The organism is Massilia timonae (genome assembly GCF_001866515.1).
GTDB lineage: Bacteria > Pseudomonadota > Gammaproteobacteria > Burkholderiales > Burkholderiaceae_D > Telluria > Telluria timonae.
The window spans coordinates 2108978-2135619 of the sequence record NZ_JRYB01000001.1; the positions used below are offsets into that span (position 1 = coordinate 2108978).

Here is a 26642-nt window from a genome sequence, read left to right on the forward strand (position 1 = left end):
ACCGTTGGGCTAACTGAACCGTACAGACGATTTTACGGACGGCAATGTGCAGCCGCCCGGCGTCTGGACAGGCGCGCGAATGAAAAAAGCGCTTGCACCGAATGTGAAATCGCGTGCTAAACTAAATCCATGAGTAATCCTGCACTCACCCAATGAGTCTATTATTAGTCATCATCCTTGCCGCGCTGTCCTGGCTGGCATTTCATGACTGGCAGTTGCCCAACGCATTACGCTACCGACCCTTCCAGGGCCGGGTCTGGCGCAGTTCCTTCCCATCCGCATCCCGTAAAGACATCCGCGATTTCCTGTCGGTGTTCGGCGCCGCCTTCTCGTTCGGCGACAGCGACAAGCTGCACCTGCGTCCCGACGACCAGGTGCTGGGCGTGGTGCGCGCGGCCCGGTCCGCACGCTGGATGCCCGATGCATCCGACATCGAGCCGCTGGCGCGCGCCTTGCGCGAGCGCTACGGCCTGCGCCTGGACGAGGTCTGGCATGACGGCTTGACCCTGGGCGGGCTGTTCCAGCGCGTGCAACAGGCGCGCGGCAAATCGGCGATGTAGGGGCGGCGGCTCGCCGTCGACCCTACGGCGCTGTCGCTTCTTCCAGCTCGCTCAGCCAGCGGATCGCCTGCGGACGATCATCGCCGCACATTTCATGCGACGGCTGCAGGCCGCCGCAGAAGGCCGGCCGTTCGGCTTGTCCAAAGAGTCGGCAGCGCTCATCCTCTCCCAATTGCACGCAACGCACTCCGGCCGGCTTGCCGTTCGGCATACCCGGAATCGGACTGGTGATCGAAGGTGCGGTGCAGCAGGCGCCACATTGCGGCCGGCACTGGAAGGAGGCGGACATGGACATCGGGGGAGTGCTTGGAACGGAGCCCGCCAGTATACCTCGGTCGCCTGCAAGCGAACGGCGACCTCTTCATAAAAGCAGTTGAATCTACGGTTACTACCACATTTCGACTAATATAGTTTCGCATATACAACGGTTGCTTGACTGTACGGACAAGCGCGTTCTATATTGATTGTTCCTTAGATAATTTCTGGGCGGGAATATGGACTGCCAAGTTGACAGCAAGCCGCGCTGGGAACGTCGCAAGGAAGCGCGTCCCAAAGAGCTCCTGGCTTCCGCGATCGAGCTGTTCGTCGAACGTGGTTTCGCCTCTACCCGCCTGGAAGACGTGGCCCGCCGCGCGGGCGTGTCGAAGGGAACGCTCTACCTGTATTACGCCAACAAGGAAGACCTGTTCAAGGCCGTCGTCCGCCAGACCATCCTGCCGATGATCGACGATGCCGAGACCTCGGTGGCGGAGTTCGACGGCCATAGCGCCGAATTGCTGCGTCAAGTGATCCTGTCCTGGTGGGTGCGCATCGGCGCGACCAAGGCGTCCGGCATCAGCAAGCTGATCCTCGCCGAAGCCGATAATTTTCCCGAACTGGCGCGCTTTTACCAGGAAGAGGTCATGACGCGCCGCATGCGCATGATTTCGAACATGCTCGAACGCGGCATCCGCCGCGGCGAATTCCGCGCGATCGACGTGTCGCAGACGGCGCAGGTGCTGATCGCACCGCTGCTGATGCTCTCGACCTGGAAGCATACGATCGCCCCCTGTGATCGCTGCGACCTGCAGCCTGAGGCCTTCCTGGAAGCATTCCTCGACATCACCCTGCACGGCCTGCTTCCCGCATCCAGGTAACTTGCCTATCACGCCAGGGACGGATTTCTGGCGTTCATCCCCCTCAAACTGCAGACTGTCGCAATTTTCCGCTGGCTCGGCCGTGCATCGTTAAGATGTGCGTCCAGAGGCCATTGAGCGATTAGAATATCGGATTATTTATTTTTCCACCGAGAACTGAAATGAATATCGAACAAGCCCGCTTCAACATGATCGAACAGCAAATCCGTCCGTGGAACGTCCTGGACGAAGATGTGCTGGCGCTGCTGCACGTGGTCAAGCGCGAACAATTCGTGCCGAAGGCCTACGAGAACCTGGCGTTCGCGGATGTCGAGATCCCGTTGCCGGGCGGCGAGACGATGTTCAATCCGAAGGTCGAAGCGCGCATCGTGCAAGAGATCGCGGTGAAAAAACATGAGAACGTGCTCGAGATCGGTACCGGTTCCGGCTACATGGCCGCGCTGCTGGCGCACAAGGCGCGCCACGTGACCACGGTCGAGATCCAGCCGGAGAGCGTCACCCTGGCCAGGGAAAACCTGGCCAAGGCCGGCGTCGGCAACGTCAGCGTGGAAGAAGGCAACGGCGCCCAGGGCTGGTCGGCTGGCGCCGAATACGACGTGATCGTGGTCTCGGGCGGCCTGCCGGTGCTGCCGGAAGCGCTGGTCAAGCAGCTGAAGGTGGGCGGCCGCATGATCGCCATCCTGGGCGAGGCGCCGGCGATGAGCTGCCAGCTGATCACCCGCACCTCGGAAACGGCGCACGATGCGGTCAAGGTGTTCGAGACCGTGGCCAAGCCGCTGACCGGCGCCGAAGCGCCGTCGCGCTTCACCTTCTGAGGGCGAGCGATGCGACAGATTACCGCACCCGAGTTGGCCGCCTGGCTGGCCGACCCGGCGCGCGAGCAGCCGCTGCTGCTCGACGTGCGCGAGGACTGGGAATTCGAGACCTGCAGGATCGCAGGCTCGACCCAGATCCCGATGCACCTGATTCCGGTCCGCGTGAGCGAGATCGACGACGACAGGGAAGTGGTGTGCATTTGCCACCACGGCGCGCGCAGCATGAACGTGGCCGCTTTCCTCGAGCGCAATGGATTCAGTAACGTAACGAATTTAACGGGCGGGGTACACGCCTGGGCCGTACAGGTCGATCCGTCGATGCCGAAGTATTGACCTGATCCTCAACTAGATGACTCCTGTGGAGATAGCAATGCAGAAACCCCTACTTGCCGTGCTGCTTGCCAGCGCGTGCTTCTCGCTTAACGCCCATGCTGCCGACCTGATCCAGGTGTACCAGCAGGCGCTGGCCAACGATGCGACGTATGCGAGCGCGCGCGCCTCGCTGGCCGCCGGCCGCGAGCGGATCACCCAGGGGCGTGCGGGCTTGCTGCCGACCGTGGGTCTCAGTGGTGGAATCAGCAAGAACGACAACGAGTTCGATCCATGGAATATCGGCCAGGTAGGCACCTTGCCGAACGGCCAGCCGGGCATCATCGATTCGAGCGGCTCGAACCTGCGCACCAACGAATACACGCTGTCGCTGCAGCAGCCGTTGTACCGTTGGGATCGCTGGCAGACTTACCAGCAGAGCAAGCTGCAGCAGGCGATCGCCGAGGCGCAGTTCGCCCAGGCCCAGCAAGACCTGATCACACGCGTGGCCACGGCCTATTTCGACGTGCTGGCGGCGCAGGATGCGCTCGAGTCGACCCGCGCCCAGAAGGAGGCGACCACCGAACAGCTGGCGTCGGCCAAGCGCAACTTCGAGGTCGGCACCCAGACCATCACCGACACCCACGAGGCGCAGGCCGCCTACGACCTGGTGCTGGCGCAGGAATTCGCCGCCGTCAACGAGCTGGACAACAGGCGCAACACGCTGCAGACGATCATCGGCACCGCGCCGGGCAACCTGGCCCCGCTCAAGCCGGGCGTGACGCTGGCGGTGCCGCAGCCGTCCTCGGTCGATCCCTGGGTGTCGTCGGCCGAGAACCAGAACTACGGCGTGACCGTCGGCCAGCTGCAGGTCGAGATCGCCATGCGCGACATCTCGCGCAACCGCGCCGGCCACCTGCCGACCGTCGACCTGGTGGCGAGCTCGACCCGCCGCGACGTCAACGGCCGCACCGGCAGCTCGGGCGACACCAAGAACAATGCGATCGGCGTGCAGTGGAGCGTGCCGATCTTCAGCGGCTTCGCCGTCACCAGCCGCGTGCGTGAATCGATCGCCCTGGAAGACCGTGCCCGCAACGACCTGGAAGCGACCCGCCGCAACGCGGCGCTGCAGGCGCGCCAGTCCTTCCTGGGCGTGAACAGCGGCCTGGCCCAGGTCAAGGCGCTGGAAGCGGCGGAAGTGTCGAGCCAGTCGGCGCTGGAGTCGAACAAGCTGGGTTACCAGGTCGGCGTGCGCATCAATATCGACGTGCTGAATGCCCAGCGCCAGCTGTACCAGACCCGCACCGACCTGTCGCGCGCGCGCTATGACGTGATCATCAACGGCCTGCGCCTGAAGGCGGCGGCCGGATCGCTGCGCGAGGCGGACCTGGTGCCGGTGAACAGCTTGTTGGGAGAGTGATCTTCGAGCCTGCGCCTTGGGGGCGCAGGTTTGAAAAGCCCGGGTGGCCAGCGTACTGGCAACCCGGGCTTTTTCATTTTTTAGATTACAGCGCCCGTGCGCGGCGCCACTGGATCAGTTCGGCGATGGTGAGGATCGGGAAGGCGCGCTCTTCGGCGAACTGCTCGATCTGCTCGCCGCGCATCATGGTGCCGTCCGGGTTCATCAGCTCGCACAGCACGGCGGCCGGCTGCAGGCCGGCCAGCCTGGCCAGGTCGACCGAGCCTTCGGTATGGCCGGCGCGCGCCAGCACGCCGCCCGGCGTCGCGCGCAGCGGGAACACGTGGCCAGGACGCACCAGGTCGTCCGGCTGCGCATTGCGCGCGATCGCGGCCTGGATGGTGGAGACGCGGTCCGCGGCCGAGACGCCGGTGGTCACGCCATGGCGGGCTTCGATCGAGACCGTGAACGGGGTGCCGTAGCGGCTGCCGTTCTCCGGCGCCATCGGCGGCAGTTCGAGCGCGCGCACCTTCTCGTCGGACAGGCACAGGCAGACGATGCCGCTGCATTCGCGGATCATCAGCGCCATGGTTTCTACGCTCAGTTTTTCGGCGGCGACGATCAGGTCGGCCTCGTTCTCGCGATCGAAGTCGTCGAGCAGGATGACGGGAATGCCGGCGCGCATGGCGGCCAGGGCGGCGGCGATACGACCTTCGAGGTCATTGCTTTGAAGGGTGTAGGTAGGGACTAACATGTGAAACGCTCCTCGCAGTGGTTGGCGAAAAACGCATCAGGGCAAAGCGAAACCGCGCACCTGTTCAACCGCGAAGGCGCGGGTGACCAGGCGCATGACAGCGCACATCTTCTTTCATCCGGACTATACCGTCGGCCCTGGCTTCTCACCAGGTCTGCTGACCCTGCTCAATGGGAGTTGAGCAGGCGCTCGCGGGCTCGACCCGTGAAGGTCATACCGCCGGTGGGGAATCGCACCCCGCCCCGAAGACGTAATTACATTGTGGTGCTCTGCTCAGTGGCAGGCGAAGGGATTGTAGCAGCGCTGGACGAACCTTGCTGAAGAGCACTTGAAATGCAGACTTACAACGTGGGCAGATACGTTATTGGTATATTTGGCTTGTTCTTCCCATTCGCTGGAGCTGGACTCTGCGATTTATCAATCGCAAGCTGCGGAGAACTCGGATAGATACCATTGCGCGCTGTGGAATTTAAAAATCAGGCCTTCAATGCACGCCTCATCTTTCAGATAACTTACTTTCAACTCATTCCTATTTGCATCAATTTCGGCATCCCATGCCTTTCCATTTGCCATTAACGATTCAATTGTTTCTTTGGTTGATTTCACCACCCTTGAATCCGGGCTAGCACCAGTCTCTTCATAATTGTTCTTTATTTCTGACTTCGAAAAAGTTAAAGCGGTGTTGATGTTCTTATCATTGTGCGTAGAGCAAAGAAAAGTCTGTATGGCTCGCCATGCTTTTTCAGGGGCTAAGGCTGAGCTTTTGAAAAGAACGGATCTTAATCTTTTTTGTTGATCTTCATTGCATGAGTTAGGGTAGATCACTCCATGTGTCGACAACGAAGGTCTGTCGTTCTGCGTTTGTGCCTTAGTCTGCACGGTTAGCAGAAGAGCTAGGAGTATCAAACTCAAATTTTTCTTGGTTGTGGAAAATTCGTTCATAATATTTTTGGTTCGTGGGCAGTTATGTGAAGGTGGTGCGCATGTAACTTCTCATTTTCATTTTTTTGGAGATTTGGAATTGCTGGCGAGCTGTCTTGAGTGCTAACATCCATAAACCATGGGTCAAATAATTGTCCAACATATTTGTTTGATGCCAGTGCTTCTCGGAATCGTCTCACTATACTTGATTCATTCTTGTCACGTTCGGTCAGCCACTCTATCTCTGCTTTCTTTAATTGAATTTCGTTATGGTCGTACTCCTCTTTTATCTTTCTTGTATTTGTTCTTGAATTCATTAGGGCGGATGAGTCCTCTTTCTCCAAGAGAGCATCTTTGTTCGCTTTCTCCAAAGATTTTCCCAATGATTCTTTGTTCGACTTTAGTTTTTCTAAATCTGCAAACAGGATTTTTTCGCGTTCACTGACAGCATTCGTGTCCACAGCGCTCTTCTTTCGGAGTTCTTGGCGATTTAATAGTTCTGAGTCTATATAGCTAACATCTAATCCTAAACCCGCACGGTGCGCTATTGATCCCAACAAAGGGCGCCAAGTTGAGGTCAAGACCAGCCTTTGCACTTTCGCTTCGCGAGCTGCTATAAAAAGTGCTGCATAGCCCGCCGGATGCACACGTGTTAAACCTTCTTTTAATAAGTTATATTCGTCGCTAATATTTTTCACGCAATTGTCGCTGTCTTGAAAAATAATATTAATTTCGCCTGCGCTGTGGCAGATGAGCAGATTTGGTTCGTCTAGTCCAGAGTATATTTTTGACACTGTTTGTTTTATTGTTTTATCCGGTTCGTTTGCCAGGATGCCGTTCACATCAGATATGGAGTATTTGTGTGAAATTTTCATCCAGATGTCGCCGGTGAGCAATGCGGTATAAACATCAACCGTTTCCGAACTTTTTTTGTTGTCTTTGATTAATTTTTCATCGCCGGAATGTTTGCCGAGTTTTTCATTAATCTCTACGACGATATTTTTTGTTGAAGTCGTGATCTGATAGACAGGCTTATTTCTGTTTCGTGGGTCTGCATCGCTGTTGAGGAAAAGTCTAATGCTTTGATTTGGTTTTAAATTCCGTATATCTATTTTTCCGGATAATGTCTTTAATAAAGCGGGTTTGCTTTTGAAGTCATCTCGAACTTTTCCGTCTATCTCAACGGCGTAGGGCAGAGTGAGGGACTTGGTGCTAACGATTCTGAAGATATAAGTGACTGATACCGTTTCCGTCAATATAACATCCGTCGGTGACGTCTTGTTCTCCTTCGTTGTGGAACTGGTTTTTTCAATTTTATTCATTCAGCATCCTCCATCTTCGATGTGGTTTTCAGTATTTCCATCATCGAATTCGGTATCCCAAAATACTTTTAGGGGCAGAGACTCAGTTGTCGTCGCTAGCATCGTTTCGCCAGCATCATCCGTTATTCCATTAATAACTGTTCCGTCAGCCAAAATCATCCTATACGGAAGTCCTATTATCGGTTTTCCTGTGGTCGAGCTAATTGCACGGAACTTCTCGCTATAAATCGGTGTTCTTGTGTCAGGAAGCCGTTCGAATGTGGCGGATGCGTTTTCGCCTGCATTAAATGAATGTTTTCCACCCTTGACCGAAAACTTCCCAGGGCAGGCGAACGTAATATCCCCACCTTCCAGCGTGATGGCCGACTCGCCCGCCTGCAGCACGATCTTTTCCTTGGCCTTGATCTCGATCCGGTCATTCACCGACATCACGGTGACTTCCTTGTCCGCCAGAATCTCCAGCTGATCCGTATGCGCTTGCAGCGACACCGGCCCATTCGCCGCAATCGCCTGGATCCCGCCCGCATGCGAAAACAGGCTGGCCGCGCCGCCCGCCACAGTCGACACCGTATGCGCCGCAGCGATATGGAAATCCGACTGCGTCGTCCACTGCATCTGTCCGCCCGCATAGACCACGGTCGATGCCGGGGTTGCCCAATTCACGCTGGCCGCCGAATCCATCAGCACGATCGCCGCCCCAAATTTTTCAACGGGTTGCCCGCCATCGAGCTCGCGCGACCCTGCCTTGGCCTTGAGCGCCGTCTGCCCACCAACCGCGCCGTCATACTTGCCCTTGGCCTGAGGATCGATCAGCGCGATGAATTCCTCCTGCGCCTTGGCTGCATCCCTACTAAACAGCGCCTGCGACTGGCCCGCCGCATCGCGCAGCGCGTCGCCCAGCGATTGCGCCGCCTTGAACTGCGCCACGGCCTCGGCCGCATCCATTTGCGTCGACGTGATCCCGCTCCCGAGCTGCGGCCGCGTACTGGTCGACAGCAGCACGCCTTCACCGCCGCGCACGACCGCCCAGGCATCGGTGCGCAGCTCGAAGCCGCTGCCGCGATAGCGCCCGCGCTGTGATGTGCCGGGTGGCTGCTCGATCAGATAACCAAGATTGAGTTCGCTGCCGGCGCTGCTGCTTGCCAGCCGCGTGCGCAGCTGGCCGGGCGTATCGTCCACCTGCCACTGATTGAAACCCCCGCCATCGAAGTTTCGGCTATGAATCCCCGACAGCACGCCGGCATGCTCGGCGCCGGAATCCACCCCAGCCGGAAAGGGCGGCAGATCGACGCCGTTATGCAACTGCGCGACGATGACTGGCCGGTCGATATCGCCTTCAATAAAATCCACCAGCACCTCGGTGCCGATGCGCGGCGTGAACACCGTGCCCCAGTTCGGCCCGGCCAGCGCCTCGGCCACGCGTATCCAGCTGCCGCAAGCATCGTTGCCCGGTGCGCTGCCCCGCTCATCCAGGTTGTGAGCAATGCCGCCGGGATTCGGATTGACGCCACGCTGCCACGCGAACTGGACTTTTACCTGATGGTCGCGCGTGCTGGTGGCGACCGCATTCGGCAAGCCGACCACCAGCGCGGTCTGCGGCCCCAGGCTCGTGCAGGGATGCGGCGCGGCGGTTGCGGCCGGCACCAGCGCGACCACGTCGCGCACGCAGGCGAAGGTATTGCGGTAGGTGCCGTTCTCGACCTGTTTCGACGCGCCCGCGATGCCGGTGTCGAAGTTGTTGCGCGCCTCGTGTTCCACCCACAGCACGGTGAAGGCGTTGGCGCCGGCCGGATAGCGGTCGTGCTGCGTCAAGCTAAAGCCATGTCCGGCCGCCAGCCGGCGCACGGCGCCCGCGCCTTCGAAGACCTTGTTGTCCAACTCGAGCGCCAGCAGCATCAACTCGCTGTGGCCACGCATCGCGGCGCCGGTGTCGCCGCCGATGCGTTCGCCGCTGCCGTCGTGGATGGAAAGCGCGGGCAGGGCGCCGGCATCGAGGTGCGAATTCAGTTCTGCCGCCGGCGCCAGCAAGATGGCCGGGTTCCAGCTGCTGATGCTGACGCCGTTGGCTGCTACCCGGCGCCGTGCGTGGAAGGTGTCGATTGCATCGTCGCGCTCGGTCGCACGCACGCCGTGAAAGCGCAACGTCGCGCCGCCGGGCGTCGCGGGAATCCGCGCCCGCCGGTCGAAGATCACCAGGCGGTGCCGCGCCTGGCCGTGGTCGGCGCCCGCCACTGTCTCGAACGGAGAATGATCGAAGCGCCAGCTCAGGCCCTCGGAGGCCAGCAGCCGCGCGAAGAATGCGTAATCGCTTTCGCGGTACTGGGTGCAGACGGGCCGTGGCGCCAGCTCCTGCGTCACGTCGAATGCGACGTCTACCTGTGGGTAATCGGCCAGTAATTCACAGACGATGTCGCGCACGGTCTTGTTCTGGAACAGGTAGCAATCGCGCCGCAGCGTCAGCAGCGCCAGCGCCGGTTCGAGCACCAGGCGGTAGCGGGCGACGCCGCCATCGGCGCCCAGCCAGGCGGCTTGCGTACACAGGCCATGCCAGGCGCGCCGGCCGCCGTCCGGCTGCAGCAGCCCGACGCTCAATTCTTCGCCGATGAAGGAAGACAGGTCGAGGTCGGTCGAGGTGCTGAGCGCATCGACTTCGAAGCGGAACAGTTCGTTGATGGCCTCGCGTCCCGCGAAGCGCTCCGCCACCAGCGATTGCGGCAAGCCGCTTTTCTGGCTGCTGGCCAGGGTGAGGAGCCGCGCGTGCTGGCTCAGGCCCGTGCCGTACAGGCCGAGCGAAGCGGGGGCGGGAAAGGCTCTCATTGGTGCGGGCAGGCCTGGATAGACATTGTGCACTCCGTCTCGTTGGCGGCAATGTCGATCTTAAGAGAGCGGGTCTTTTAGGTGATGCCTGCAGGCATGACGGTCGTCAAGCCGCAAGTCGGATATGCGCAGCGGGTAGGTCGGGATAAAAAAATGGCGCGGTGCCTGGAAGCGCCGCGCCATCCTTGCTGAAAATTCAGTCAGCGCTTAGTTGCTCAGCCCACCGCCGCCGGCATTGTCGGCGCGCTCGATCAGCTCGACCTTGTAGCCGTCCGGATCGGTGATGAAGGCGATCACGGTGGTGCCGCCCTTGACCGGGCCCGGTTCGCGGGTGATGTTGCCGCCGGCCGCGCGCACCTGGTCGCAGGTGGCGTAGATGTCTTCGGCCGAGATCGCGATGTGGCCGTAGGCCGTGCCCATGTCGTAGCTGTCGGTGCCCCAGTTATAGGTCAGCTCGAGCTCGGCGTGGTCCGGGTTGCTGCCGTAGCCGAGGAAGGCCAGGCTGTACTTGTATTCAGGATTGTCGCTGGTGCGCAGCAGTTTCATGCCCAGCACCTTGGTGTAGAAGTCGATGGAGCGTTGCAGGTCGCCGACCCTCAACATGGTATGCAGGATGCGCATTTTGGCTTGCCCTATGTGTTTCGAAGAACCGCCATTCTATGCGTTCGACGGCATCCTTGCCGGAGGCGCCGCGGGCAGGACGGCCCGCGGCGCGCCGGATCAGTTCTCGAGCCTGGCGTCGAGCGTGATCTTGGCATTCAGCAGCTTCGACACCGGGCAGTTTTCCTTGGCCGTGGTGGCCGCCTTGTCGAAGGCTTCCTGGCTGGCGCCCGGGATCTTGGCCACCAGGTCGAGGTGCACGGCCGTGATCGAGAAGCCACCCTCGACCTTTTCCATCGACACCGTCGCCTTGGTGCGCAGCTCGTCGGCGGTCAAGCCGGCCTGGCCCAGCTGGCCCGACAGCGCCATCGTGAAGCAGCCCGCGTGCGCCGCGCCGATCAGCTCTTCGGGATTGGTGCCCGGCGTGTCTTCGAAGCGGGTGTTGAAGCCGTAGGGCTGGTCCTTGAGCGCGCCGCTGCCGGTCGAGACCTGGCCCTTGCCGTCCTTGAGGCCGCCGCTCCAGACGGCGCTGCCATCGCGTTTGATCGTCATCTGTTATTTCCTTTCCTTGTCGTTGTCTTCGGGCGCCGGTTCGGCGTCATGGTCGCGCATATCGCGGTGGCGGTCGGGCTGCGGCTGGGCCTGGCCGCTGGCGCCGGGGGCCGGATCGACCGCCTCCGAAATGCCGGGCGTGTTGCGCGAATCGGTATCGACCAGGCCCTGCTCGAGGTCCTTGGCCGCCTGCTTCATGACGCCGCGCGGTTCCTGGTCTTGCCCGTCCGGCGTCTCGTCGCGTTCATGCGGCTGGCGTTTGACGCCATCGTTGCTCATCGGTTCCTTGGTATTGACGAACCGGTCCTTGGTTTCGGTCACCATGGTGCTCTCCTTTGCATTTTCGTCATCATCATCGTAACTGCCTGTTGGTGAATGAGTCGCGCAATTGAACTCCGTAATTTGATGATGCTTTTTTGCAATTACACCGCTAAGATGGGAAGGTGAACGTATTGACTGAAGGCGCGCCTTGAGCACCGACACCCTGACCCACGACGCCGGCATCGCCTGCAAGAACTGCGGTACGACTACGCAAGGCAATTACTGCCAGCAATGCGGGCAGGCCACCCACCTGCACGTGCCGAGCGCGCGTGAATTCCTGCACGAGTTCATCGCCCACTACGTGGCGCTGGAGGGCAAGCTGTGGAAGTCGCTGGCCCTGCTGATTGCCAAACCGGGCTTGCTGACCTGCGAATACATCGAGGGCCGCCGCGTGCGCTACCTGGAGCCGCTGCGCCTGTATCTCACCTTCAGCATCATTTTCTTTGCGCTGTTCAAGCTCAGTGGCGTCGAGGTGGCGCGTTTCGACGAGCCGTCGCCGGCCCTGGCCGCGGCGGTGGCCGAAGGGCACGCCAAGGAGACGGTGCTGGGCCCGGCCATGGGGGCGGACGCCGCCGAGTATGAACGAGTCCTGGCCGTGCTGAACCAGAAGGCCGGCAATGTGCATCCGGTATTGCGCGAGCGCGTGGCGCGCTTCCTGTCCCTGTCGCCGCAGGCGCAGAAGGCCGCGCTCAAGCAGGCTTTCTACAGTTATACGCCGTATGCGATCTTCGCCATGATGCCGCTGTTCGCGCTGTATATGAAGATCCTGTACCTGGGCACCGGGCGCCGCTACGGCGAGCATTTCCTGTTCGCCCTGCACGCGAATGCCTTTGCCTTCCTGATGCTATCGGTGATGATCCTGGTGCCGGAAAGCTGGAAGTTCATCACCTTCGCGCTATTGCTGTGGCTGGTGTTCTACCTGCCGCTCGCGATGCGCCGCGTCTACGAGCGCAGCTGGGTGGGCACCGTCATGCGCTGGGTCGTGCTGATCTTCGCCCACGTCGTGACCCTGGCCTCGGCCGTATTGACCGTGATGGGCATGGTACTGATGGGCTGAACTTGCAGGTCAGGGGCGGCGCCCGCTATACTGTTCATTTATACAGTCATTACCGAGCGCCGTATGGCAGCCGCAGGGATTATCGGTTAATCTCCAGCGTACGCTTAACCCTCAACTGCAGAGAACGTCATGCCCGCTTCGCCCCAACCGCAACAGATCATCGCGCTCGTGGTGCGGCACAACACGGCAGGCGTCGAGGAGCCGGTCGGCCGCATCCGCGATTTCCTGCAAGAGGCGGGCTACCGCGTGGTGTTCGAGGCCGATACCGCGGCGCACCTGCAACTGGATAACATCGATTCGATGACCGTGGCCGAGATCGGCGCGCAGGCGAAGATCGGTATCGTGGTCGGCGGCGATGGCACCATGCTCGGCATCGCGCGCCAGCTGGCCGAGTACGACATTCCCCTGGTCGGCATCAACCTGGGCCGGCTCGGCTTCATCACCGACATTCCGCTCGACGACATGCTGCCGGCGCTCGGCGAGATCCTGCAAGGCCGCTCGCGCGCCGAGAAACGCACCCTGCTCGAGGCGCGCGTGATGCGCGGCGGCGAGCAGATCTTCTGCAGCGTGGCCGTCAACGACGTGGTCGTGGCGCGCGGCACCGGCGCCGGCATGGTCGAACTCAAGCTGACCGTCGACGGTCAGTTCATGTACAACCAGCGTTCGGATGGCCTGATCGTGTCCACGCCCACCGGCTCCACGGCCTACGCGCTGTCCGCGGGCGGGCCGCTGCTGCATCCGAGCCTTGGCGGCACGGTGCTGGTGCCGATCGCGCCGCATGCGCTGTCGAACCGGCCGATCGTGGTGCCGGATACCAGCGAGATCGTGGTCGAGCTGGTCAGCGGACGCGACATCAGCGTGAACTTCGACATGCAGACCTTCACCAGCCTGCAACTGGGCGACTGCATCGTCATTTCGCGCTCGCCGCACACGATCACCTTCCTGCATCCGCTCGACTGGAGCTATTACCACACGCTGCGCCAGAAGCTGCACTGGAACGAATACCCCACCAACGACGGCAGGCTCAAGTAAGACGCCGGAATTGTCCGCCCGACTTGTTCGCCACAGAATCGCCAATCACCGGAGACCCGATTTTTCATGCTGCGCACACTGACCATCCGCGACTTCGTCATCGTCGACGCGATCGAACTGGAGTTCTCGAACGGCTTTTCGGTGTTCACCGGCGAGACCGGCGCCGGCAAGTCGATCCTGATCGATGCGCTGCAACTGGCGCTGGGCGGACGCGGCGACGCCAGCATGGTGCGCGAAGGCGCCCCCAAGGCCGACATCACGGCCGATTTTTCGCCGACCGCGGCGGCGTCGCGCTGGCTCGAGCAGCACGAATTCAGCGTCGAGGAGGGCGGGGCGCTGCTGCGCCGCGTGATCGACAACGCCGGCCGCTCCAAGGCCTATATCAATGGCGTGGCGGCAACCGCGGCCCAGCTGCGCGACCTGGGCGAGCTGCTGGTCGACATCCACGGCCAGCATGCCCACCAGTCGCTGCTCAAGCCGGACGCCCAGCGCGCGCTGCTGGACAATCAAATCGCGGTGCGCGATCCGCAGGCGCGCATCGAGGCGCAAGCCGTGTCGCAAGCCTGGCGCGCCTGGCGCGCGCTGGTGCGCCAGCGCGAAGAATACGAGACCAATGCCAAGAACGTGCTGATCGAGCGCGAGCGCCTCGAGTGGCAAGTCAGCGAGCTGGATAAACTGGCGCCGAAGGCCGGCGAATGGGTCGAGATCAGCAATGAACACAGCCGCCTGTCGCACGCCGCCAGCCTGCTCGAAGGCGCCCAGGAAGCCTTGGCCGCGATCTCGGAATCGGAGCATCCGATCCTGTCGCAGCTGTCCTCGCTCAATGCCAAGCTCGGCAAGCTGGTCGACGTCGACGCCCAGCTGCAGGCGGTGCTCGACTGCATGGAGCCAGCCCGCATCCAGCTGCAAGAGGCCGTATCGGAGCTGAACAACTATATCGACAAGGTCGAGCTCGACCCCGAGCGCCTGCGCGACGTCGATGCGCGCATGGACGCCCTGCACAGCGCCGCGCGCAAGTACCGCGTGACGCCCGAAGAGCTGCCCGACGAACACGCGGCGCTCGGCGCCAAGCTGCGCCAGCTGGCCGACGCCACCGATATCGAAGGCTTGCGCAAGCAGGAAGACAAGGCCAGGGCCGTCTACATGGACGTGGCCGGGCGCCTGTCGGCGCGCCGCGTCAAGGCCGCCGCCGAACTGGGCGCGCAAGTGACGGCCGCGATGCAGGAGCTCAGCATGAGCGGCGGCAGCTTCGCCATCGGCCTGAATAGCGGCGAGCCGGGCGCGCATGGCCTCGAACAGGTGGAATTCCTGGTCGCCGGCCACGCCGGCGTGGCGCCGCGTCCGCTGGCCAAGGTGGCCTCGGGCGGCGAACTGGCGCGCATCTCGCTGGCGATCTCGGTGATCACCTCGAACGCGACCACGGTGCCGACGCTGATCTTCGACGAGGTCGACACCGGCATCGGCGGCGGCGTGGCCGAAGTGGTGGGGCGCCTGTTGAAGCGCCTGGGCCAGCAGCGGCAAGTGCTGTGCGTGACCCACTTGCCGCAGGTGGCGAGCCAGGCCAACCAGCATTTCCAGGTGGCCAAGGGCACGACGGGCGAGGGCCGCACCGTGTCGCGCATCGACGTGCTCGACAGCCGCGCGCGGGTGGAAGAGGTGGCGCGCATGCTGGGCGGGATCGAGATCACCGAAACCACGCGCAAGCATGCGCGGGAGTTGCTCGCTTCCTGAACCACTGCGGTTCGCTACAGAACTCTTCATTCCGATGTCATGCCGCTTTCTTCATTCTGTGGCAGAGTGACGTTCGACCTGCGGCCTTCACGCCGCAGCATCGTCCGCCACCCCCAACCATGGAAGGAATTCGCATGAGCATCGAAAAAGTCCTGTACCGCGCCCAAGCCACCTCGCAAGGCGGCCGTGAAGGCACCTCGAAAAGTTCCGATGGCGTCCTTGACCTGAAACTGAGCACGCCGAAGGAACTCGGCGGTGGCGGCGGCCCGGGCACGAATCCGGAGCAACTGTTCGCGGCCGGCTATTCGGCCTGCTTCCTGGGCGCCCTCAAATTCGTGGCCGGCCAGGCCAAGGTCGCCCTGCCGCAAGACCTGACCATCACCGGCGACGTCGGCATCGGCCAGATCCCGACCGGCTTCGGCATCGAAGTCGACCTCACCATCAAGGCCCCGGGCATGGACCAGGCCCAGCTGCAAGAGCTGGTCGACAAGGCCCATATCGTGTGCCCGTACTCGAACGCCACCCGCGGCAATATCGACGTGCGCCTGCACGTGAACACCTGATTCCGGCGGCATAAGACGTGTCCGTGGCGCAAGCGCCACGCAAGGCGGTGGCGACGCCCTCGTAAAAGAGGGCGTCGCCTGCCGGGTTGGCAGGGCGCACTTATAATAGGCAGGTCCTGTCACCATTCCTCATGTATGCCATTCCGTAAAGAACCGCCTCACATCCACGGCAGCGTGTCGCGCAGCGCGATCGTCCTGGTCAACCTCGGCACGCCGGACGAACCCACCCGTTCCAGCGTGCGCCGCTACCTGAAGCAGTTCCTGTCCGATCCGCGCGTGGTCGAGATCCCCAGCCGCATCTGGTGGGTCATCCTGAACCTGTTCATCCTGCCGTTCCGTTCCGGCCAGTCGGCCGCCAAGTACCGCACCATCTGGACCCGCGAAGGCTCGCCCCTGCGCATCCACACCGCCCAGCAGGCCGCAAAACTGCAGGCGTTGCTGGCCGAACGCGGCCACGAAGACGTCAAGGTGGCGATGGCCATGCGCTACGGCACGCCGTCCCTGCCCGACGTGCTCGATCAACTGAAGGCCGACGGGTGCGACCGCATCGTCGTGCTGCCCGCCTACCCGCAATATTCCGGCACCACCACCGCCTCGATCTGGGACGCGGTGTTCAAGCATTACGGCCAGGTGCGCAACGTGCCCGAGCTGCGCCTGGTGAAGCACTACCACGACCATGAAGGCTATATCAACGCGCTGCGCGACAGCGTGCAGGCCCACTGGGACGCCCACGGCCGCGGCCAGAAGCTGGTGATGAGCTTCCACGGCACGCCCAAGCGCACCCTGGAGCTGGGCGACCCGTACTTCTGCGAATGCCAGAAGACCGGGCGCCTGCTGGCCGACGCGCTCGGGCTCGGGCCGGACGACTACCTGGTCACCTTCCAGTCGCGCTTCGGCAAGGCCGAATGGCTGCAGCCGTACACCGCGCCGACCGTGCAGCAGCTGGCGCGTGACGGCGTCGAGCGCATCGACGTGCTGTGCCCGGGCTTCACCAGCGATTGCCTCGAGACGCTGGAAGAGATCTCGATGGAAGTGCGGCACGATTTCGAAGCCAATGGCGGCAAGCAATTCCACTACATCCCCTGCCTGAACGCCTCGCCGTCCTGGATCCACGGCATGGCCGAGATCGCCGAGCAGCACCTGATCGGCTGGTCCACGATCCAGACCCCGGCCCAGCGCGAGGCCCGCCGCCTCGACGCCGAGCGCGGCGCGCAGAACGCGGCCCGCCTGGGCGCCTGACCCTCCACATGCCGGCCCCACGCCGGCATGTTTTTACGGACGTCCGCAAGCGCTTGCTTATTGACAACCTGCTAAAATGCCAGGTTGTTGGTGCTGGGTGCCGTATTTATCCGTTTTTCAGATGCCATCTCTGCAATTCCCCTTGAAATTGTAGGAGATCGCCCCATCTGGGGCGCTGTGTATCGATCCGGATACGTTTCTAACTCAGCCAAGTCCTTGATTCTAGGAGTTTTTCCGATGCAAGACCAAGAAAACAAAGAGGTGCTCGACCAGCAAGCTGGCGAAGCGCCTGCCGCTGACGCCACTGAGGGTGCGACCGCACAAACCGCCGCTCCGGCCGCGCCATCGGCCGAACCGGGCCTCGAAGAACAACTGAGCGCGACCGAAGCCAAGCTGGCCGAGATGCATGACGCCTTCATGCGCGCCAAGGCCGAAGCGGACAATATCCGCCGCCGCGCCCAGGAAGACGTGAGCAAGGCCCACAAATTCGCCATCGAAAGCTTCGCCGAGGCCATGGTGCCGGTGCGCGACAGCCTGGAAATGGCCGTCAAGGTCGAAGCCCCGACGGTCGAGTCGATCAAGGAAGGCGTCGAAATGACCCTCAAGCAGCTCACCGCCGCGTTCGAGAAGAACCGCCTGGTCGAAGTGATGCCGCAGGCGGGCGACAAGCTGGACCCGAACAAGCACCAGGCCGTGGCCGTCGTGCCGTCGGAACAGGAAGCCAATACCGTGGTCACCGTGCTGCAAAAGGGCTACATGATCGCCGACCGCCTGCTGCGTCCGGCCATCGTCACCGCCGCAGCGCCGAAATAAGGAGCCGCAGCGGCATCTGTGTGTGTTCTAACTGACGCTGTCAACTGAGCCACTTGAAAGCACGCTGCCCCTTCCCAATATTGAATCCATCAGAAATTCACAAATACTAAAGGAACACATCATGGGCAAAATCATCGGTATCGACCTGGGCACCACCAACTCCTGCGTCGCCATCATGGAAAACGGTACCCCGAAGGTGATCGAGAACGCCGAAGGCGCGCGCACCACGCCGTCGATCATCGCCTACCAGGAAGACGGCGAGATCCTCGTCGGCGCGCCGGCCAAGCGCCAGGCCGTCACCAACCCGAAGAACACCCTGTTCGCCGTCAAGCGCCTCATCGGCCGCAAGTTCGACGAGAAGGAAGTGCAGAAAGACATCTCGCTGATGCCATACCAGATCGTCAAGGCCGACAACGGCGACGCCTGGGTCGGCGTGCGCGACAAGAAACTGGCAGCCCAGCAGATCTCGGCTGAAGTCCTGCGCAAGATGAAGAAGACCGCCGAGGACTACCTGGGCGAAGAAGTCACCGAAGCCGTCATCACCGTGCCGGCCTACTTCAACGACTCGCAGCGCCAGGCGACCAAGGACGCCGGCCGCATCGCCGGCCTGGACGTCAAGCGCATCATCAACGAGCCGACCGCGGCCGCGCTGGCATTCGGCCTGGACAAGACCGACAAGGGCGACCGCAAGATCGCCGTGTATGACCTGGGCGGCGGCACCTTCGACGTCTCGATCATCGAGATCGCGGACGTGGACGGCGAGAAGCAGTTCGAAGTGCTGTCGACCAACGGCGACACCTTCCTGGGCGGCGAAGACTTCGACCAGCGCGTGATCGACTACATCATCGACGAATTCAAGAAGATCAACGGCCTCGACCTGTCGAAAGACCCGATCGCCCTGCAGCGCATCAAGGCATCGGCCGAGCGCGCCAAGATCGAACTGTCGTCGTCGCAGCAGACCGAGATCAACGAGCCGTACATCGCCATGGCGAACGGCGCGCCGGTCCACCTGAACCTGAAGATCACCCGCGCCAAGCTGGAATCGCTGGTCGAGGAACTGATCGCCAAGACCATCGAGCCATGCCGCATCGCGATCAAGGATGCCGGCGTCAAGGTCTCGGACATCGACGACATCATCCTGGTCGGCGGCATGACCCGCATGCCGAAGGTGCAAGAGAAAGTGAAGGAGTTCTTCGGCAAGGATGCACGCAAGGACGTGAACCCGGACGAAGCCGTCGCCGTCGGCGCCGCCATCCAGGGCTCGGTCCTGTCGGGCGAGCGCAAGGACCTGCTGCTGCTGGACGTGACCCCGCTGTCGCTGGGCATCGAGACCCTGGGCGGCGTGATGACCAAGATGATCCACAAGAACACCACGATCCCGACCAAGTTCTCGCAAGTGTTCTCGACCGCCGACGACAACCAGCCGGCCGTGACCATCAAGGTCTACCAGGGCGAGCGTGAAATCGCGCAAGGCAACAAGAGCCTGGGCGAGTTCAACCTGGAAGGCATCCCGCCGGCAGCACGCGGCACCCCGCAGATCGAAGTGACCTTCGACATCGACGCCAACGGCATCCTGCACGTCGGCGCGAAAGACAAGGCCACCGGCAAGGAAAACAAGATCACCATCAAGGCCAACTCGGGCCTGTCGGAAGAAGAAATCCAGAAGATGGTGAAGGACGCCGAGCTGAACGCCGAAGAAGACAAGAAGGTCAAGGAACTGGCCGAAGCCCGTAACCAGGGCGACGCGCTGGTCCACTCGACCCGCAAGTCGCTGACCGAATACGGCGACAAGCTGGACGCGGCCGAGAAAGAGAAGATCGAAGCGGCGATCACCGACCTGGAAGGCGCGATCAAGAGCGGCGACAAGGCCGACATCGACGCCAAGACCGCGGCCCTGTCGAGCGCAGCGCAATCGCTGGGCGAGAAGATGTACGCCGACATGCAGGCGCAGCAAGCTGGCGGCGCGGGCGCCGCGGGCGCGGGCGCCGGCGCGGCCGGTGGCGAACAGTCGGCCAAGCAGGACGACGACGTGGTCGACGCCGACTTCAAGGAAGTGAAGGACGCCAAGTAAGCGTCTTTGGCGCGGGAACGAACAGCTTCCCGCGCACAGGCCGAGCCGACACCTTCACTGGTCATCGGCTCGGTTTTTTTGTCAGAGATACAGCAGATAACTTTAGGTGCCGACCATGGCGAAGCGTGATTTTTACGAGATCCTCGGGGTCGCAAAGGGTGCGTCGGAAGACGAGATCAAGAAGTCGTATCGCAAGCTTGCGATGAAGTACCACCCTGACCGCAACCCGGACAACAAGGAAGCGGAAGAGAAGTTCAAGGAGGTCAAAGAGGCCTACGAGATGCTGACCAATCCGGAGAAGCGCGAAGCGTATGACCGCTACGGTCACGCCGGCGTCGACCCGAACAGCGGCATGGGCGGCGGCTTCGGCGGCGGCGCCGGCGGTTTCGGCGATGCCTTCGGCGACATCTTCGGCGACATCTTCGGCGGCGGCCGTGGCGGCCGCGGCGGCGGTCCGCAGGTGTACCGCGGCGCCGACCTGCGCTACAACCTCGAGATCACGCTGGAACAGGCGGCCCACGGCTTCGACACCACCATCCGCGTGCCGAGCTGGGACAAGTGCGACACCTGCCACGGCAGCGGCGCCAAGCCGGGCACCCAACCCGTGACCTGCACCACCTGCGCCGGCCACGGCCAGGTGCGCATGCAGCAGGGCTTCTTCAGCATCCAGCAGACCTGCCCGAAATGCCATGGCAGCGGCAAGATCATCCCCGAGCCGTGCGCGGCCTGCGGCGGCGCCGGACGCATCAAGCGCAACAAGACGCTGGAAGTGAAGATCCCGGCCGGCATCGACAACGGCATGCGCATCCGCTCGTCGGGCAACGGCGAGCCGGGCACCAACGGCGGGCCGCCGGGCGACCTGTATGTGGAGATCCACATCAAGCAGCACGCGGTGTTCCAGCGCGAAGGCGACGACCTGCATTGCGAAATGCCGATCTCGTTCAGCAAGGCCGCCCTGGGCGGCGAGATCGAGGTGCCGACGCTCACCGGCAAGGTGTCGTTCACGGTGCCCGAAGGCACCCAGACCGGCAAGACCTTCCGCCTGAAGGGCAAGGGCATCAAGAACGTGCGCTCGGGTTACACCGGCGACCTGTTCTGCCACGTGGCGGTCGAGACCCCGGTCAAGCTGACCGACAAGCAGAAGGAACTGCTGCGCGAATTCGACCGCCTCACCAGCGAAGGCGGTTCCAAGCACAGCCCGCAAAGCAAGGGCTGGATGGACAAGGTCAAGGACTTCTTCGAATAAGCATCCCTCTACCGCCGACAGCGCGAGCATCGGCGGTTTTTTTTGCCTGCCGGCTTGGCAATATGCCAACCGGTCGCGCCGGGGCCGCGAAGCAGGTGCCAAGACCGCGCCCATCAACACTGTTACACTTCACGTATTTTGAGGAGTGCCTCGCCAAGCGCCCGCATAGAACGGGCCTGGCAACGTCCCGCGCGGGACGGCAACACAAAGCATAAGGAATCACAATGGACAAGTACAAGACCAAGGGATTGACCGCGGCGGAGCTGTTCGAACGGAACCGTACCTGGGCCGCCTCGATGGTGGCCGAAGACCCGAACTTCTTCAAGGCGCTGCAAGACCAGCAGGCGCCCGAATACCTGTGGATCGGCTGCTCGGACAGCCGCGTGCCCGCCAACGAACTGCTGGGCATGGCGCCGGGCGAACTGTTCGTCCACCGCAACATCGCCAACGTAGTCGTGCACTCCGACCTGAACTGCCTCTCGGTGCTGCAGTTCGCGATCGACGTGCTGAAGGTCAAGCACATCATCATCTGCGGCCACTACGGCTGCTCGGGCGTGCATGCGGCGCTGACCGACGGCCGCGTCGGCCTGGCCGACAACTGGCTCGGCCACGTGCGCGACGTGCGCGACAAGCATGGCAAATACCTGGGCAACGTGGTCGGCCGCGCCGCCACCAACCGCCTGGTCGAACTGAACGTGGCCGAGCAGGTCATGAACACGGCCCACACCACCATCGTGCGCGACGCCTGGGAACGCGGCCAGCCGCTGACCATCCACAGCTGGGTGTACGGCGTGCACGACGGCCTGTTGCGCGACCTGGGCATCACCATCAGCAGCTTCGAGGAAATCACGCCGAAGCTCGAGCGTGTGCTGAACGGCTACGTGGACGGCGGAGAGGTGCGTGACGAACGCCGCGGACAGTGATCTCGCGCGCCTGCGCGACCTCGTTCGCGTATTCGTGGACGAGCGCGACTGGGACCAGTTCCACACGCCCAAGAACCTCGCCTCGGCCCTGAGCGTCGAGGCGGCCGAGCTGCTGGAGCATTTCCAGTGGCTGCAGACGGGCCGCGCCGAGGAACTCGGCGCTGCCAAGCTCAAGGAAGTGCGCCACGAGATGGCCGACGTGCTGGTCTACCTGGTGCGGCTGGCCGACAAGCTGGACGTCGATCTGTTCCAGGCGGTCGAAGAAAAGATGGTGCTCAATCGCGCCAAGTATCCGGCCGAGCTCGTGCGTGGCGATATGCGCAAGTACGACGAGTACAAGAAATAGGAAGGCCTCGCCTTCACGCATTTACCGGTCGTCGGCATCCCGCCGACGCCCCACCCCTCCAGCAGTACCGCGATCGCCATCCCTGGCGCTTGCCCCTATCCTTGCATCCCACAATTGCTTCATAAAGATTTCGTGACAGCCAGAAACGTGTGGGCCTTCTTTGTCGAATGACATTAAACTTTTGACATTGGAATAGCAGTTTTTGAGCAGATCGGCAGGAGAGCCGCCGCCGTGGATCCCATGGCGCTTGATCTGGATTAAAGGCCCTCGCGCAGGACCGGATTGCCCGTACCATGGTCTCGCGCGCTCGAACACAAGGTAGAAACCATGCGCCCCATCGTCATCGTTCCCGCATGCACGCGTGATTTCGGCGAACACCCGTACCACGCGGCCCAGCACAAATACGTCGACGCCGTCACCCTCGGCGCCGATTGCGCGTCCCTGATCCTGCCGTCGCTTGGCGCGTCGCTGGACCTGGACACCCTGTTCGCCACTATCGACGGCATCATGCTGACCGGTTCGGCATCGAATGTGCATCCCAGTTATTACTCTGAAGAAGTGCTCGATCCCTCGCTGCCGCAAGACCCGGCGCGCGACCAGACCACCTTGCCGCTGATCCGCGAGGCGGTGCGGCGCGGCGTGCCGATCATTGCGATCTGCCGCGGCTTCCAGGAGATGAACGTGGCGCTGGGCGGCAGCCTGCACCAGGCGGTGCAAAGCGTGGCCGGCAAGTTCGACCACCGCGAGAATCCCGAGCTGGGCATGGACGAGCAGTATGGCGACGCGCACAACGTCAGCCTGTGCCCCGGCGGCCTGCTGGAACGCATCCTGGGCGTGCCCGAGATTCCCGTCAATTCGCTGCACGGGCAGGGCGTGAACGAACTGGCGCCCGGCCTGACGGTCGAAGCCTTGGCAGAGGACGGTCTGGTGGAGGCATTCACGGTGTCGAACGCGCCCGGCTTCACGCTGGCCGTGCAGTGGCACCCCGAGTGGCGTATCCAGCACAATCCGTACTCGATGAAGATGTTCGGGGCCTTCGGCCAGGCGTGCCGCGAGTACCATGAGCGGCGCTGCGAAAATCATGACCGGCGCCGGAGCGCCGCATGAGCGCCTCTACCAAGGGGCCGGGATCGCGGCCCCCCGACTCTCCTGCCTGCTGCACCCTTCAACGACAGTGAGGCAACTACATGGCAATTCGCGAAAAGTTCAGCTATACCGATATGGAAGAGTGGCTCGATGCAAAGCGGGTCACCGAGATCGAATGCCTGGTCCCCGACCTGACTGGGGTGGCGCGCGGCAAGATCCTGCCGCGCGTAAAATTCGCCGACGACCGTGGCATGCGCCTGCCCGAGGTGGTGCTGGGCATGACCGTCACCGGCAACACGCCCGAGCGCGACGACGCCTATGAGCGCGCCATTTCCAGCATCGACCGCGACATGATCCTGCGCGCCGACCCGACCACCATCACCATGGTGCCGTGGGCGGCCGATCCCACCGCGCAAGTGATCCACGACTGCTATTACGCCGACGGCCGGCTGGTCGATTTCGCCCCGCGCAGCGTGCTGCGGCGCGTGCTCAAGCTCTATGAGCAGCGCGGCTGGAAGCCGGTGGTGGCGCCCGAGCTGGAGTTTTATCTCACCGCCAAGAACATCGATCCCGACCTGCCGCTGGCGGCCCCGATCGGCCGCAGCGGCCGCGCCGAGACCAGCCGCCAGGTGTACAGCATCGACGCCGTCAACGAATTCGATCCGCTGTTCGAGGACATCTACGATTACTGCGAGATGATGAACCTCGACGTCGACACCCTGATCCACGAGATCGGCGCCGGCCAGATGGAAATCAACTTCCAGCACGGCGAGCCGCTGGGCCTGGCCGACAAGGTCTTCTATTTCAAGCGTACCCTGCGCGAGGCCGCGCTCAAGCACGATATGTACGCCACCTTTATGGCCAAGCCGATGGCGGGCGAACCAGGATCGGCGATGCACGTGCACCAGAGCGTGGTCGATGCCGAGAGCGGCAAGAACATTTTCAGCAACGACGACGGCTCGCCCTCGACGCTGTTCCAGCAGTACATCGGTGGCCTGCAGCGCTATATGCCGTCGGCGATGGCGATCGTCGCGCCTTATGTGAATTCCTACCGCCGCATCGTGCGCGAAACGGCGGCGCCGATCAACCTGCAGTGGGGTATCGACAACCGCACGGTGGGCTTCCGGGTGCCGGTGTCGGGCTCGCAGGATCGCCGGGTCGAGAACCGCGTGATCGGCGCCGACGCCAATCCCTACCTGGCGCTGGCGATCACCCTGGCCTGCGGCTACCTGGGCATGACGGAAGCGATCGAACCGTCACCGATGGTCGAAGGCAATGCCTACGATATGCCGGTGGAGCTGCCGCAGGGCCTGTCCGAAGCGATCACCCTGCTGCGGCGCGAAGACCGGCTGCGCGACGTGCTGGGAGAGCGCTTCATCGACGTCTACACGGCGGTGAAGGAGCTCGAGCACCGCGAGTTCATGCAGGTGATCAGCCCGTGGGAGCGGGAGCATTTGTTGCTGCATGTCTGAGCGGCAGGCGCGAGCCTGACGAGCGACCGCTCGTCAGGCTCGCGCCTCCAGCACGTGCTGCGCCTCGCCGCGATTCTTGAACACCTGCGGCGCCAGCGACCCCACCACCATGCCGATGAAGGCGGCGATCAGCCCCGCCAGCTGGCCCGGGAAGTGCTCGCCCAGCGACGTGACCTGCTCGAAGAACAGGATCCAGGTGAACAGGCCGGCGCCGATCGAGAGCATGGCGCCCTGGGTGGTCGCGCGCTTCCAGTACAGGCCCATCACCAGCGGAATGAAGGCGCCGACCAGCGGCACCTGGTAGGCGCCCGAGACCAGCTCGTAGATCGAGGTGCCTTCCATCGCGATCGCGTACAGCAGCACCAGGGCCGCGAACACCACGATCGAGATGCGCATCGCGAACAGCTGTTCGCGGTCGGTCATGCCCGGACGCAGATTCTTGAGGATGTTCTCCACGAAGCTGGTCGACGGCGCCAGCAGGGTCGCCGACGAAGTGCTCTTGATCGCCGACAGCAGGGCGCCGAAGAACAGGATCTGCATGAACAGCGGCATCTGCGTCATCACGAAGGTCGGCAGCAGGCGCTGGTAGTCGTTCTGGGCCAGGTCGAGCGCGGTGCTGCCCATCACGACCACGGCGGCGGCCACGATGAACATCGGCACGAAGGCGAACACGATGTAGCTGGCGCCGCCGACGATGGCGCCGGTGCGCGCGGTCGGCGCGTCCTTGGCCGACATCACGCGCTGGAACACGTCCTGCTGCGGGATCGAGCCGAACATCATCGTGACCGCGGCGGCGATGAAGAACATCACGTCCTTGAGGCTGGGCTCGGGCAGGAAACGCCACAGGTCGGCCTGCTGGGCCATCGCCAGCACGTTGCCGGCGCCGCCGGCCAGGTCGGCGGCGAACCAGGCGATCACGCTCATGCCGACCACCAGCACGATCATCTGGATGAAGTCGGTCACGGCCACGGCCAGGAAGCCGCCCACCACCACGTAGATCAGCACCGTCAGGGTGCCGACGATCATGCCCACCGCCGGCGACATGGCGCCGGCGGTCAGCACCGAGAACACCAGGCCCAGCGCCGTGATCTGGGCCGCGACCCAGCCCAGGTAGCTCAGGATGATGGCCACCGAGCAGAACACCTCGATGCCCTTGCCGTAGCGCTGGCGATAGTAGTCGCCGATCGTCAGCAGGTTCAGTTTATACAGGCGGGCGGCGAAGAACACGCCGACCAGGATCAGGCACATGCCGGCCCCGAACGGATCCTCGACCACCGCGTTCAGGCCGCCCTGCACGAACTTGGCCGGGATGCCCATCACGGTCTCGGCGCCGAACCAGGTGGCGAAGGTGGTGGTGATCACCATGATCAGCGGCAGGCTGCGGCCGGCGACGGCGAAGTCGCTGGTGTTCTTGATCCGTGTGCCCGCCCACATGCCCAGGGCAAGCGTACCCAACAAGTAGAGCACGACGAAAGAGATCAGGGTGATATTCATGCTGGTGAGTGCTCCGAAGGCCAGGAATTATTATCGGGCGGAAAATTCGCGATTATAAAGGCA

General features: G+C 62.6%; 26 protein-coding genes and 1 riboswitch. Of the genes, 17 read left to right on the forward strand and 9 right to left on the reverse strand.

Annotated features, from left to right (window positions below; all coding sequences use genetic code 11):
* The first annotated feature begins 152 nt into the window (after nucleotides 1–152).
* On the forward strand, nucleotides 153–560 hold the full coding sequence (locus tag LO55_RS09110; protein ID WP_071361219.1) for a hypothetical protein: 408 nt from the start codon (nucleotides 153–155) through the stop codon (nucleotides 558–560).
* 22 nt (nucleotides 561–582) lie between these two features.
* On the opposite strand, the gene LO55_RS26270 is transcribed toward LO55_RS09110, so the two are convergent.
* The gene (locus LO55_RS26270; RefSeq protein ID WP_143054485.1) at nucleotides 583–855 is read right to left on the reverse strand and encodes a YkgJ family cysteine cluster protein; all 273 of its coding nucleotides are present in this window, start codon (nucleotides 853–855) and stop codon (nucleotides 583–585) included.
* A gap of 199 nt (nucleotides 856–1054) precedes the next feature.
* On the opposite strand from LO55_RS26270, the gene LO55_RS09115 reads away from it, so the two are divergent.
* The 4 genes from LO55_RS09115 (at nucleotide 1055) to LO55_RS09130 (ending at nucleotide 4240) form a co-directional block, all read left to right on the forward strand.
* Nucleotides 1055–1696, forward strand: a complete 642-nt coding sequence (locus tag LO55_RS09115) for a TetR/AcrR family transcriptional regulator (protein ID WP_071361220.1) — start codon at nucleotides 1055–1057, stop codon at nucleotides 1694–1696.
* 161 nt (nucleotides 1697–1857) lie between these two features.
* Complete coding sequence (locus tag LO55_RS09120) at nucleotides 1858–2511, forward strand: protein-L-isoaspartate O-methyltransferase family protein (protein WP_071361221.1); 654 nt, start codon at nucleotides 1858–1860, stop codon at nucleotides 2509–2511.
* A gap of 9 nt (nucleotides 2512–2520) precedes the next feature.
* Nucleotides 2521–2844 carry a rhodanese-like domain-containing protein gene (locus LO55_RS09125; RefSeq protein ID WP_005664887.1) on the forward strand — a complete coding sequence of 108 codons (324 nt, stop codon included), beginning with the start codon at nucleotides 2521–2523 and terminating at the stop codon, nucleotides 2842–2844.
* Between the two features lie 37 nt (nucleotides 2845–2881).
* Entirely contained in the window at nucleotides 2882–4240 is a 1359-nt protein-coding gene (locus tag LO55_RS09130) for a TolC family outer membrane protein (RefSeq protein ID WP_071361222.1), read from the forward strand.
* A gap of 85 nt (nucleotides 4241–4325) precedes the next feature.
* Here the strand turns inward: LO55_RS09130 and ribB are convergent, their stop codons facing one another.
* The 7 genes from ribB to LO55_RS09155 all read right to left on the reverse strand — a co-directional run bounded on the left by ribB (nucleotide 4326) and on the right by LO55_RS09155 (nucleotide 11509).
* A complete protein-coding gene (gene ribB / locus LO55_RS09135) occupies nucleotides 4326–4973 on the reverse strand; it encodes a 3,4-dihydroxy-2-butanone-4-phosphate synthase (protein ID WP_071361223.1) in 648 nt (215 codons plus the stop codon).
* Between the two features lie 102 nt (nucleotides 4974–5075).
* Nucleotides 5076–5227: riboswitch (FMN riboswitch) on the reverse strand.
* A gap of 163 nt (nucleotides 5228–5390) precedes the next feature.
* The gene (locus LO55_RS26275) at nucleotides 5391–5915 is read right to left on the reverse strand and encodes a hypothetical protein (protein WP_143054486.1); all 525 of its coding nucleotides are present in this window, start codon (nucleotides 5913–5915) and stop codon (nucleotides 5391–5393) included.
* Entirely contained in the window at nucleotides 5912–7216 is a 1305-nt protein-coding gene (locus LO55_RS26280) for a hypothetical protein (protein ID WP_143054487.1), read from the reverse strand. The genes LO55_RS26275 and LO55_RS26280 overlap by 4 nt, the downstream gene beginning before the upstream one ends.
* On the reverse strand, nucleotides 7217–10033 hold the full coding sequence (locus LO55_RS09140) for a type VI secretion system Vgr family protein (RefSeq protein ID WP_071361224.1): 2817 nt from the start codon (nucleotides 10031–10033) through the stop codon (nucleotides 7217–7219).
* A gap of 207 nt (nucleotides 10034–10240) precedes the next feature.
* Nucleotides 10241–10654 carry a lactoylglutathione lyase gene (gloA, locus tag LO55_RS09145; RefSeq protein ID WP_005664902.1) on the reverse strand — a complete coding sequence of 138 codons (414 nt, stop codon included), beginning with the start codon at nucleotides 10652–10654 and terminating at the stop codon, nucleotides 10241–10243.
* Between the two features lie 99 nt (nucleotides 10655–10753).
* Complete coding sequence (locus LO55_RS09150) at nucleotides 10754–11185, reverse strand: OsmC family protein (protein ID WP_071361225.1); 432 nt, start codon at nucleotides 11183–11185, stop codon at nucleotides 10754–10756.
* 3 nt (nucleotides 11186–11188) lie between these two features.
* Entirely contained in the window at nucleotides 11189–11509 is a 321-nt protein-coding gene (locus tag LO55_RS09155) for a hypothetical protein (RefSeq protein WP_071361226.1), read from the reverse strand.
* A 145-nt stretch (nucleotides 11510–11654) separates the two neighbouring features.
* Between LO55_RS09155 and LO55_RS09160 the strand changes: the two genes are divergently transcribed.
* The 12 genes from LO55_RS09160 (at nucleotide 11655) to LO55_RS09215 (ending at nucleotide 25085) form a co-directional block, all read left to right on the forward strand.
* Complete coding sequence (locus LO55_RS09160; protein ID WP_071361227.1) at nucleotides 11655–12563, forward strand: DUF3667 domain-containing protein; 909 nt, start codon at nucleotides 11655–11657, stop codon at nucleotides 12561–12563.
* 129 nt (nucleotides 12564–12692) lie between these two features.
* On the forward strand, nucleotides 12693–13595 hold the full coding sequence (locus tag LO55_RS09165) for an NAD kinase (protein WP_005664908.1): 903 nt from the start codon (nucleotides 12693–12695) through the stop codon (nucleotides 13593–13595).
* Nucleotides 13596–13661: 66 nt separating this feature from the next.
* Complete coding sequence (gene recN / locus LO55_RS09170) at nucleotides 13662–15326, forward strand: DNA repair protein RecN (protein WP_071361228.1); 1665 nt, start codon at nucleotides 13662–13664, stop codon at nucleotides 15324–15326.
* Nucleotides 15327–15460: 134 nt separating this feature from the next.
* Entirely contained in the window at nucleotides 15461–15889 is a 429-nt protein-coding gene (locus LO55_RS09175; protein ID WP_005664912.1) for an organic hydroperoxide resistance protein, read from the forward strand.
* A gap of 135 nt (nucleotides 15890–16024) precedes the next feature.
* Nucleotides 16025–17128 carry a ferrochelatase gene (gene hemH, locus LO55_RS09180; protein WP_005664914.1) on the forward strand — a complete coding sequence of 368 codons (1104 nt, stop codon included), beginning with the start codon at nucleotides 16025–16027 and terminating at the stop codon, nucleotides 17126–17128.
* 237 nt (nucleotides 17129–17365) lie between these two features.
* Entirely contained in the window at nucleotides 17366–17941 is a 576-nt protein-coding gene (gene grpE, locus LO55_RS09185; protein ID WP_005664916.1) for a nucleotide exchange factor GrpE, read from the forward strand.
* A gap of 121 nt (nucleotides 17942–18062) precedes the next feature.
* Nucleotides 18063–20012 carry a molecular chaperone DnaK gene (dnaK, locus tag LO55_RS09190; RefSeq protein ID WP_005664918.1) on the forward strand — a complete coding sequence of 650 codons (1950 nt, stop codon included), beginning with the start codon at nucleotides 18063–18065 and terminating at the stop codon, nucleotides 20010–20012.
* 115 nt (nucleotides 20013–20127) lie between these two features.
* Nucleotides 20128–21258: a molecular chaperone DnaJ gene (gene dnaJ / locus LO55_RS09195; RefSeq protein ID WP_005664920.1), complete on the forward strand. Its 1131-nt coding sequence runs from the start codon at nucleotides 20128–20130 to the stop codon at nucleotides 21256–21258.
* A 224-nt stretch (nucleotides 21259–21482) separates the two neighbouring features.
* On the forward strand, nucleotides 21483–22181 hold the full coding sequence (can, locus tag LO55_RS09200) for a carbonate dehydratase (protein WP_005664922.1): 699 nt from the start codon (nucleotides 21483–21485) through the stop codon (nucleotides 22179–22181).
* Nucleotides 22159–22527 carry a nucleotide pyrophosphohydrolase gene (locus LO55_RS09205; protein WP_071361229.1) on the forward strand — a complete coding sequence of 123 codons (369 nt, stop codon included), beginning with the start codon at nucleotides 22159–22161 and terminating at the stop codon, nucleotides 22525–22527. The genes can and LO55_RS09205 overlap by 23 nt, the downstream gene beginning before the upstream one ends.
* A 327-nt stretch (nucleotides 22528–22854) precedes the next feature.
* Nucleotides 22855–23634 (forward strand): gamma-glutamyl-gamma-aminobutyrate hydrolase family protein, encoded by a 780-nt coding sequence (locus LO55_RS09210; RefSeq protein ID WP_071361230.1) that lies wholly within the window; start codon nucleotides 22855–22857, stop codon nucleotides 23632–23634.
* 80 nt (nucleotides 23635–23714) lie between these two features.
* Nucleotides 23715–25085, forward strand: a complete 1371-nt coding sequence (locus tag LO55_RS09215) for a glutamine synthetase family protein (protein ID WP_071361231.1) — start codon at nucleotides 23715–23717, stop codon at nucleotides 25083–25085.
* A 33-nt stretch (nucleotides 25086–25118) separates the two neighbouring features.
* Here LO55_RS09215 and LO55_RS09220 read toward each other — a convergent pair whose 3' ends face one another.
* Complete coding sequence (locus LO55_RS09220; protein ID WP_071361232.1) at nucleotides 25119–26579, reverse strand: high affinity choline transporter 1; 1461 nt, start codon at nucleotides 26577–26579, stop codon at nucleotides 25119–25121.
* Nucleotides 26580–26642: the final 63 nt, after the last annotated feature.

What these genes read in the sequence shown, in the direction of transcription:
- LO55_RS09110 (WP_071361219.1), top strand. Translation starts at nt 153, where the DNA reads ATGAGTCTATTATTAGTCATCATCCTTGCCGCGCTGTCCTGGCTGGCA.
- LO55_RS26270 (WP_143054485.1), bottom strand. Translation starts at nt 855, where the DNA reads ATGTCCATGTCCGCCTCCTTCCAGTGCCGGCCGCAATGTGGCGCCTGC.
- LO55_RS09115 (WP_071361220.1), top strand. Translation starts at nt 1,055, where the DNA reads ATGGACTGCCAAGTTGACAGCAAGCCGCGCTGGGAACGTCGCAAGGAA.
- LO55_RS09120 (WP_071361221.1), top strand. Translation starts at nt 1,858, where the DNA reads ATGAATATCGAACAAGCCCGCTTCAACATGATCGAACAGCAAATCCGT.
- LO55_RS09125 (WP_005664887.1), top strand. Translation starts at nt 2,521, where the DNA reads ATGCGACAGATTACCGCACCCGAGTTGGCCGCCTGGCTGGCCGACCCG.
- LO55_RS09130 (WP_071361222.1), top strand. Translation starts at nt 2,882, where the DNA reads ATGCAGAAACCCCTACTTGCCGTGCTGCTTGCCAGCGCGTGCTTCTCG.
- ribB (WP_071361223.1), bottom strand. Translation starts at nt 4,973, where the DNA reads ATGTTAGTCCCTACCTACACCCTTCAAAGCAATGACCTCGAAGGTCGT.
- LO55_RS26275 (WP_143054486.1), bottom strand. Translation starts at nt 5,915, where the DNA reads ATGAACGAATTTTCCACAACCAAGAAAAATTTGAGTTTGATACTCCTA.
- LO55_RS26280 (WP_143054487.1), bottom strand. Translation starts at nt 7,216, where the DNA reads ATGAATAAAATTGAAAAAACCAGTTCCACAACGAAGGAGAACAAGACG.
- LO55_RS09140 (WP_071361224.1), bottom strand. Translation starts at nt 10,033, where the DNA reads ATGAGAGCCTTTCCCGCCCCCGCTTCGCTCGGCCTGTACGGCACGGGC.
- gloA (WP_005664902.1), bottom strand. Translation starts at nt 10,654, where the DNA reads ATGCGCATCCTGCATACCATGTTGAGGGTCGGCGACCTGCAACGCTCC.
- LO55_RS09150 (WP_071361225.1), bottom strand. Translation starts at nt 11,185, where the DNA reads ATGACGATCAAACGCGATGGCAGCGCCGTCTGGAGCGGCGGCCTCAAG.
- LO55_RS09155 (WP_071361226.1), bottom strand. Translation starts at nt 11,509, where the DNA reads ATGGTGACCGAAACCAAGGACCGGTTCGTCAATACCAAGGAACCGATG.
- LO55_RS09165 (WP_005664908.1), top strand. Translation starts at nt 12,693, where the DNA reads ATGCCCGCTTCGCCCCAACCGCAACAGATCATCGCGCTCGTGGTGCGG.
- recN (WP_071361228.1), top strand. Translation starts at nt 13,662, where the DNA reads ATGCTGCGCACACTGACCATCCGCGACTTCGTCATCGTCGACGCGATC.
- LO55_RS09175 (WP_005664912.1), top strand. Translation starts at nt 15,461, where the DNA reads ATGAGCATCGAAAAAGTCCTGTACCGCGCCCAAGCCACCTCGCAAGGC.
- hemH (WP_005664914.1), top strand. Translation starts at nt 16,025, where the DNA reads ATGCCATTCCGTAAAGAACCGCCTCACATCCACGGCAGCGTGTCGCGC.
- grpE (WP_005664916.1), top strand. Translation starts at nt 17,366, where the DNA reads ATGCAAGACCAAGAAAACAAAGAGGTGCTCGACCAGCAAGCTGGCGAA.
- dnaK (WP_005664918.1), top strand. Translation starts at nt 18,063, where the DNA reads ATGGGCAAAATCATCGGTATCGACCTGGGCACCACCAACTCCTGCGTC.
- dnaJ (WP_005664920.1), top strand. Translation starts at nt 20,128, where the DNA reads ATGGCGAAGCGTGATTTTTACGAGATCCTCGGGGTCGCAAAGGGTGCG.
- can (WP_005664922.1), top strand. Translation starts at nt 21,483, where the DNA reads ATGGACAAGTACAAGACCAAGGGATTGACCGCGGCGGAGCTGTTCGAA.
- LO55_RS09210 (WP_071361230.1), top strand. Translation starts at nt 22,855, where the DNA reads ATGCGCCCCATCGTCATCGTTCCCGCATGCACGCGTGATTTCGGCGAA.
- LO55_RS09215 (WP_071361231.1), top strand. Translation starts at nt 23,715, where the DNA reads ATGGCAATTCGCGAAAAGTTCAGCTATACCGATATGGAAGAGTGGCTC.
- LO55_RS09220 (WP_071361232.1), bottom strand. Translation starts at nt 26,579, where the DNA reads ATGAATATCACCCTGATCTCTTTCGTCGTGCTCTACTTGTTGGGTACG.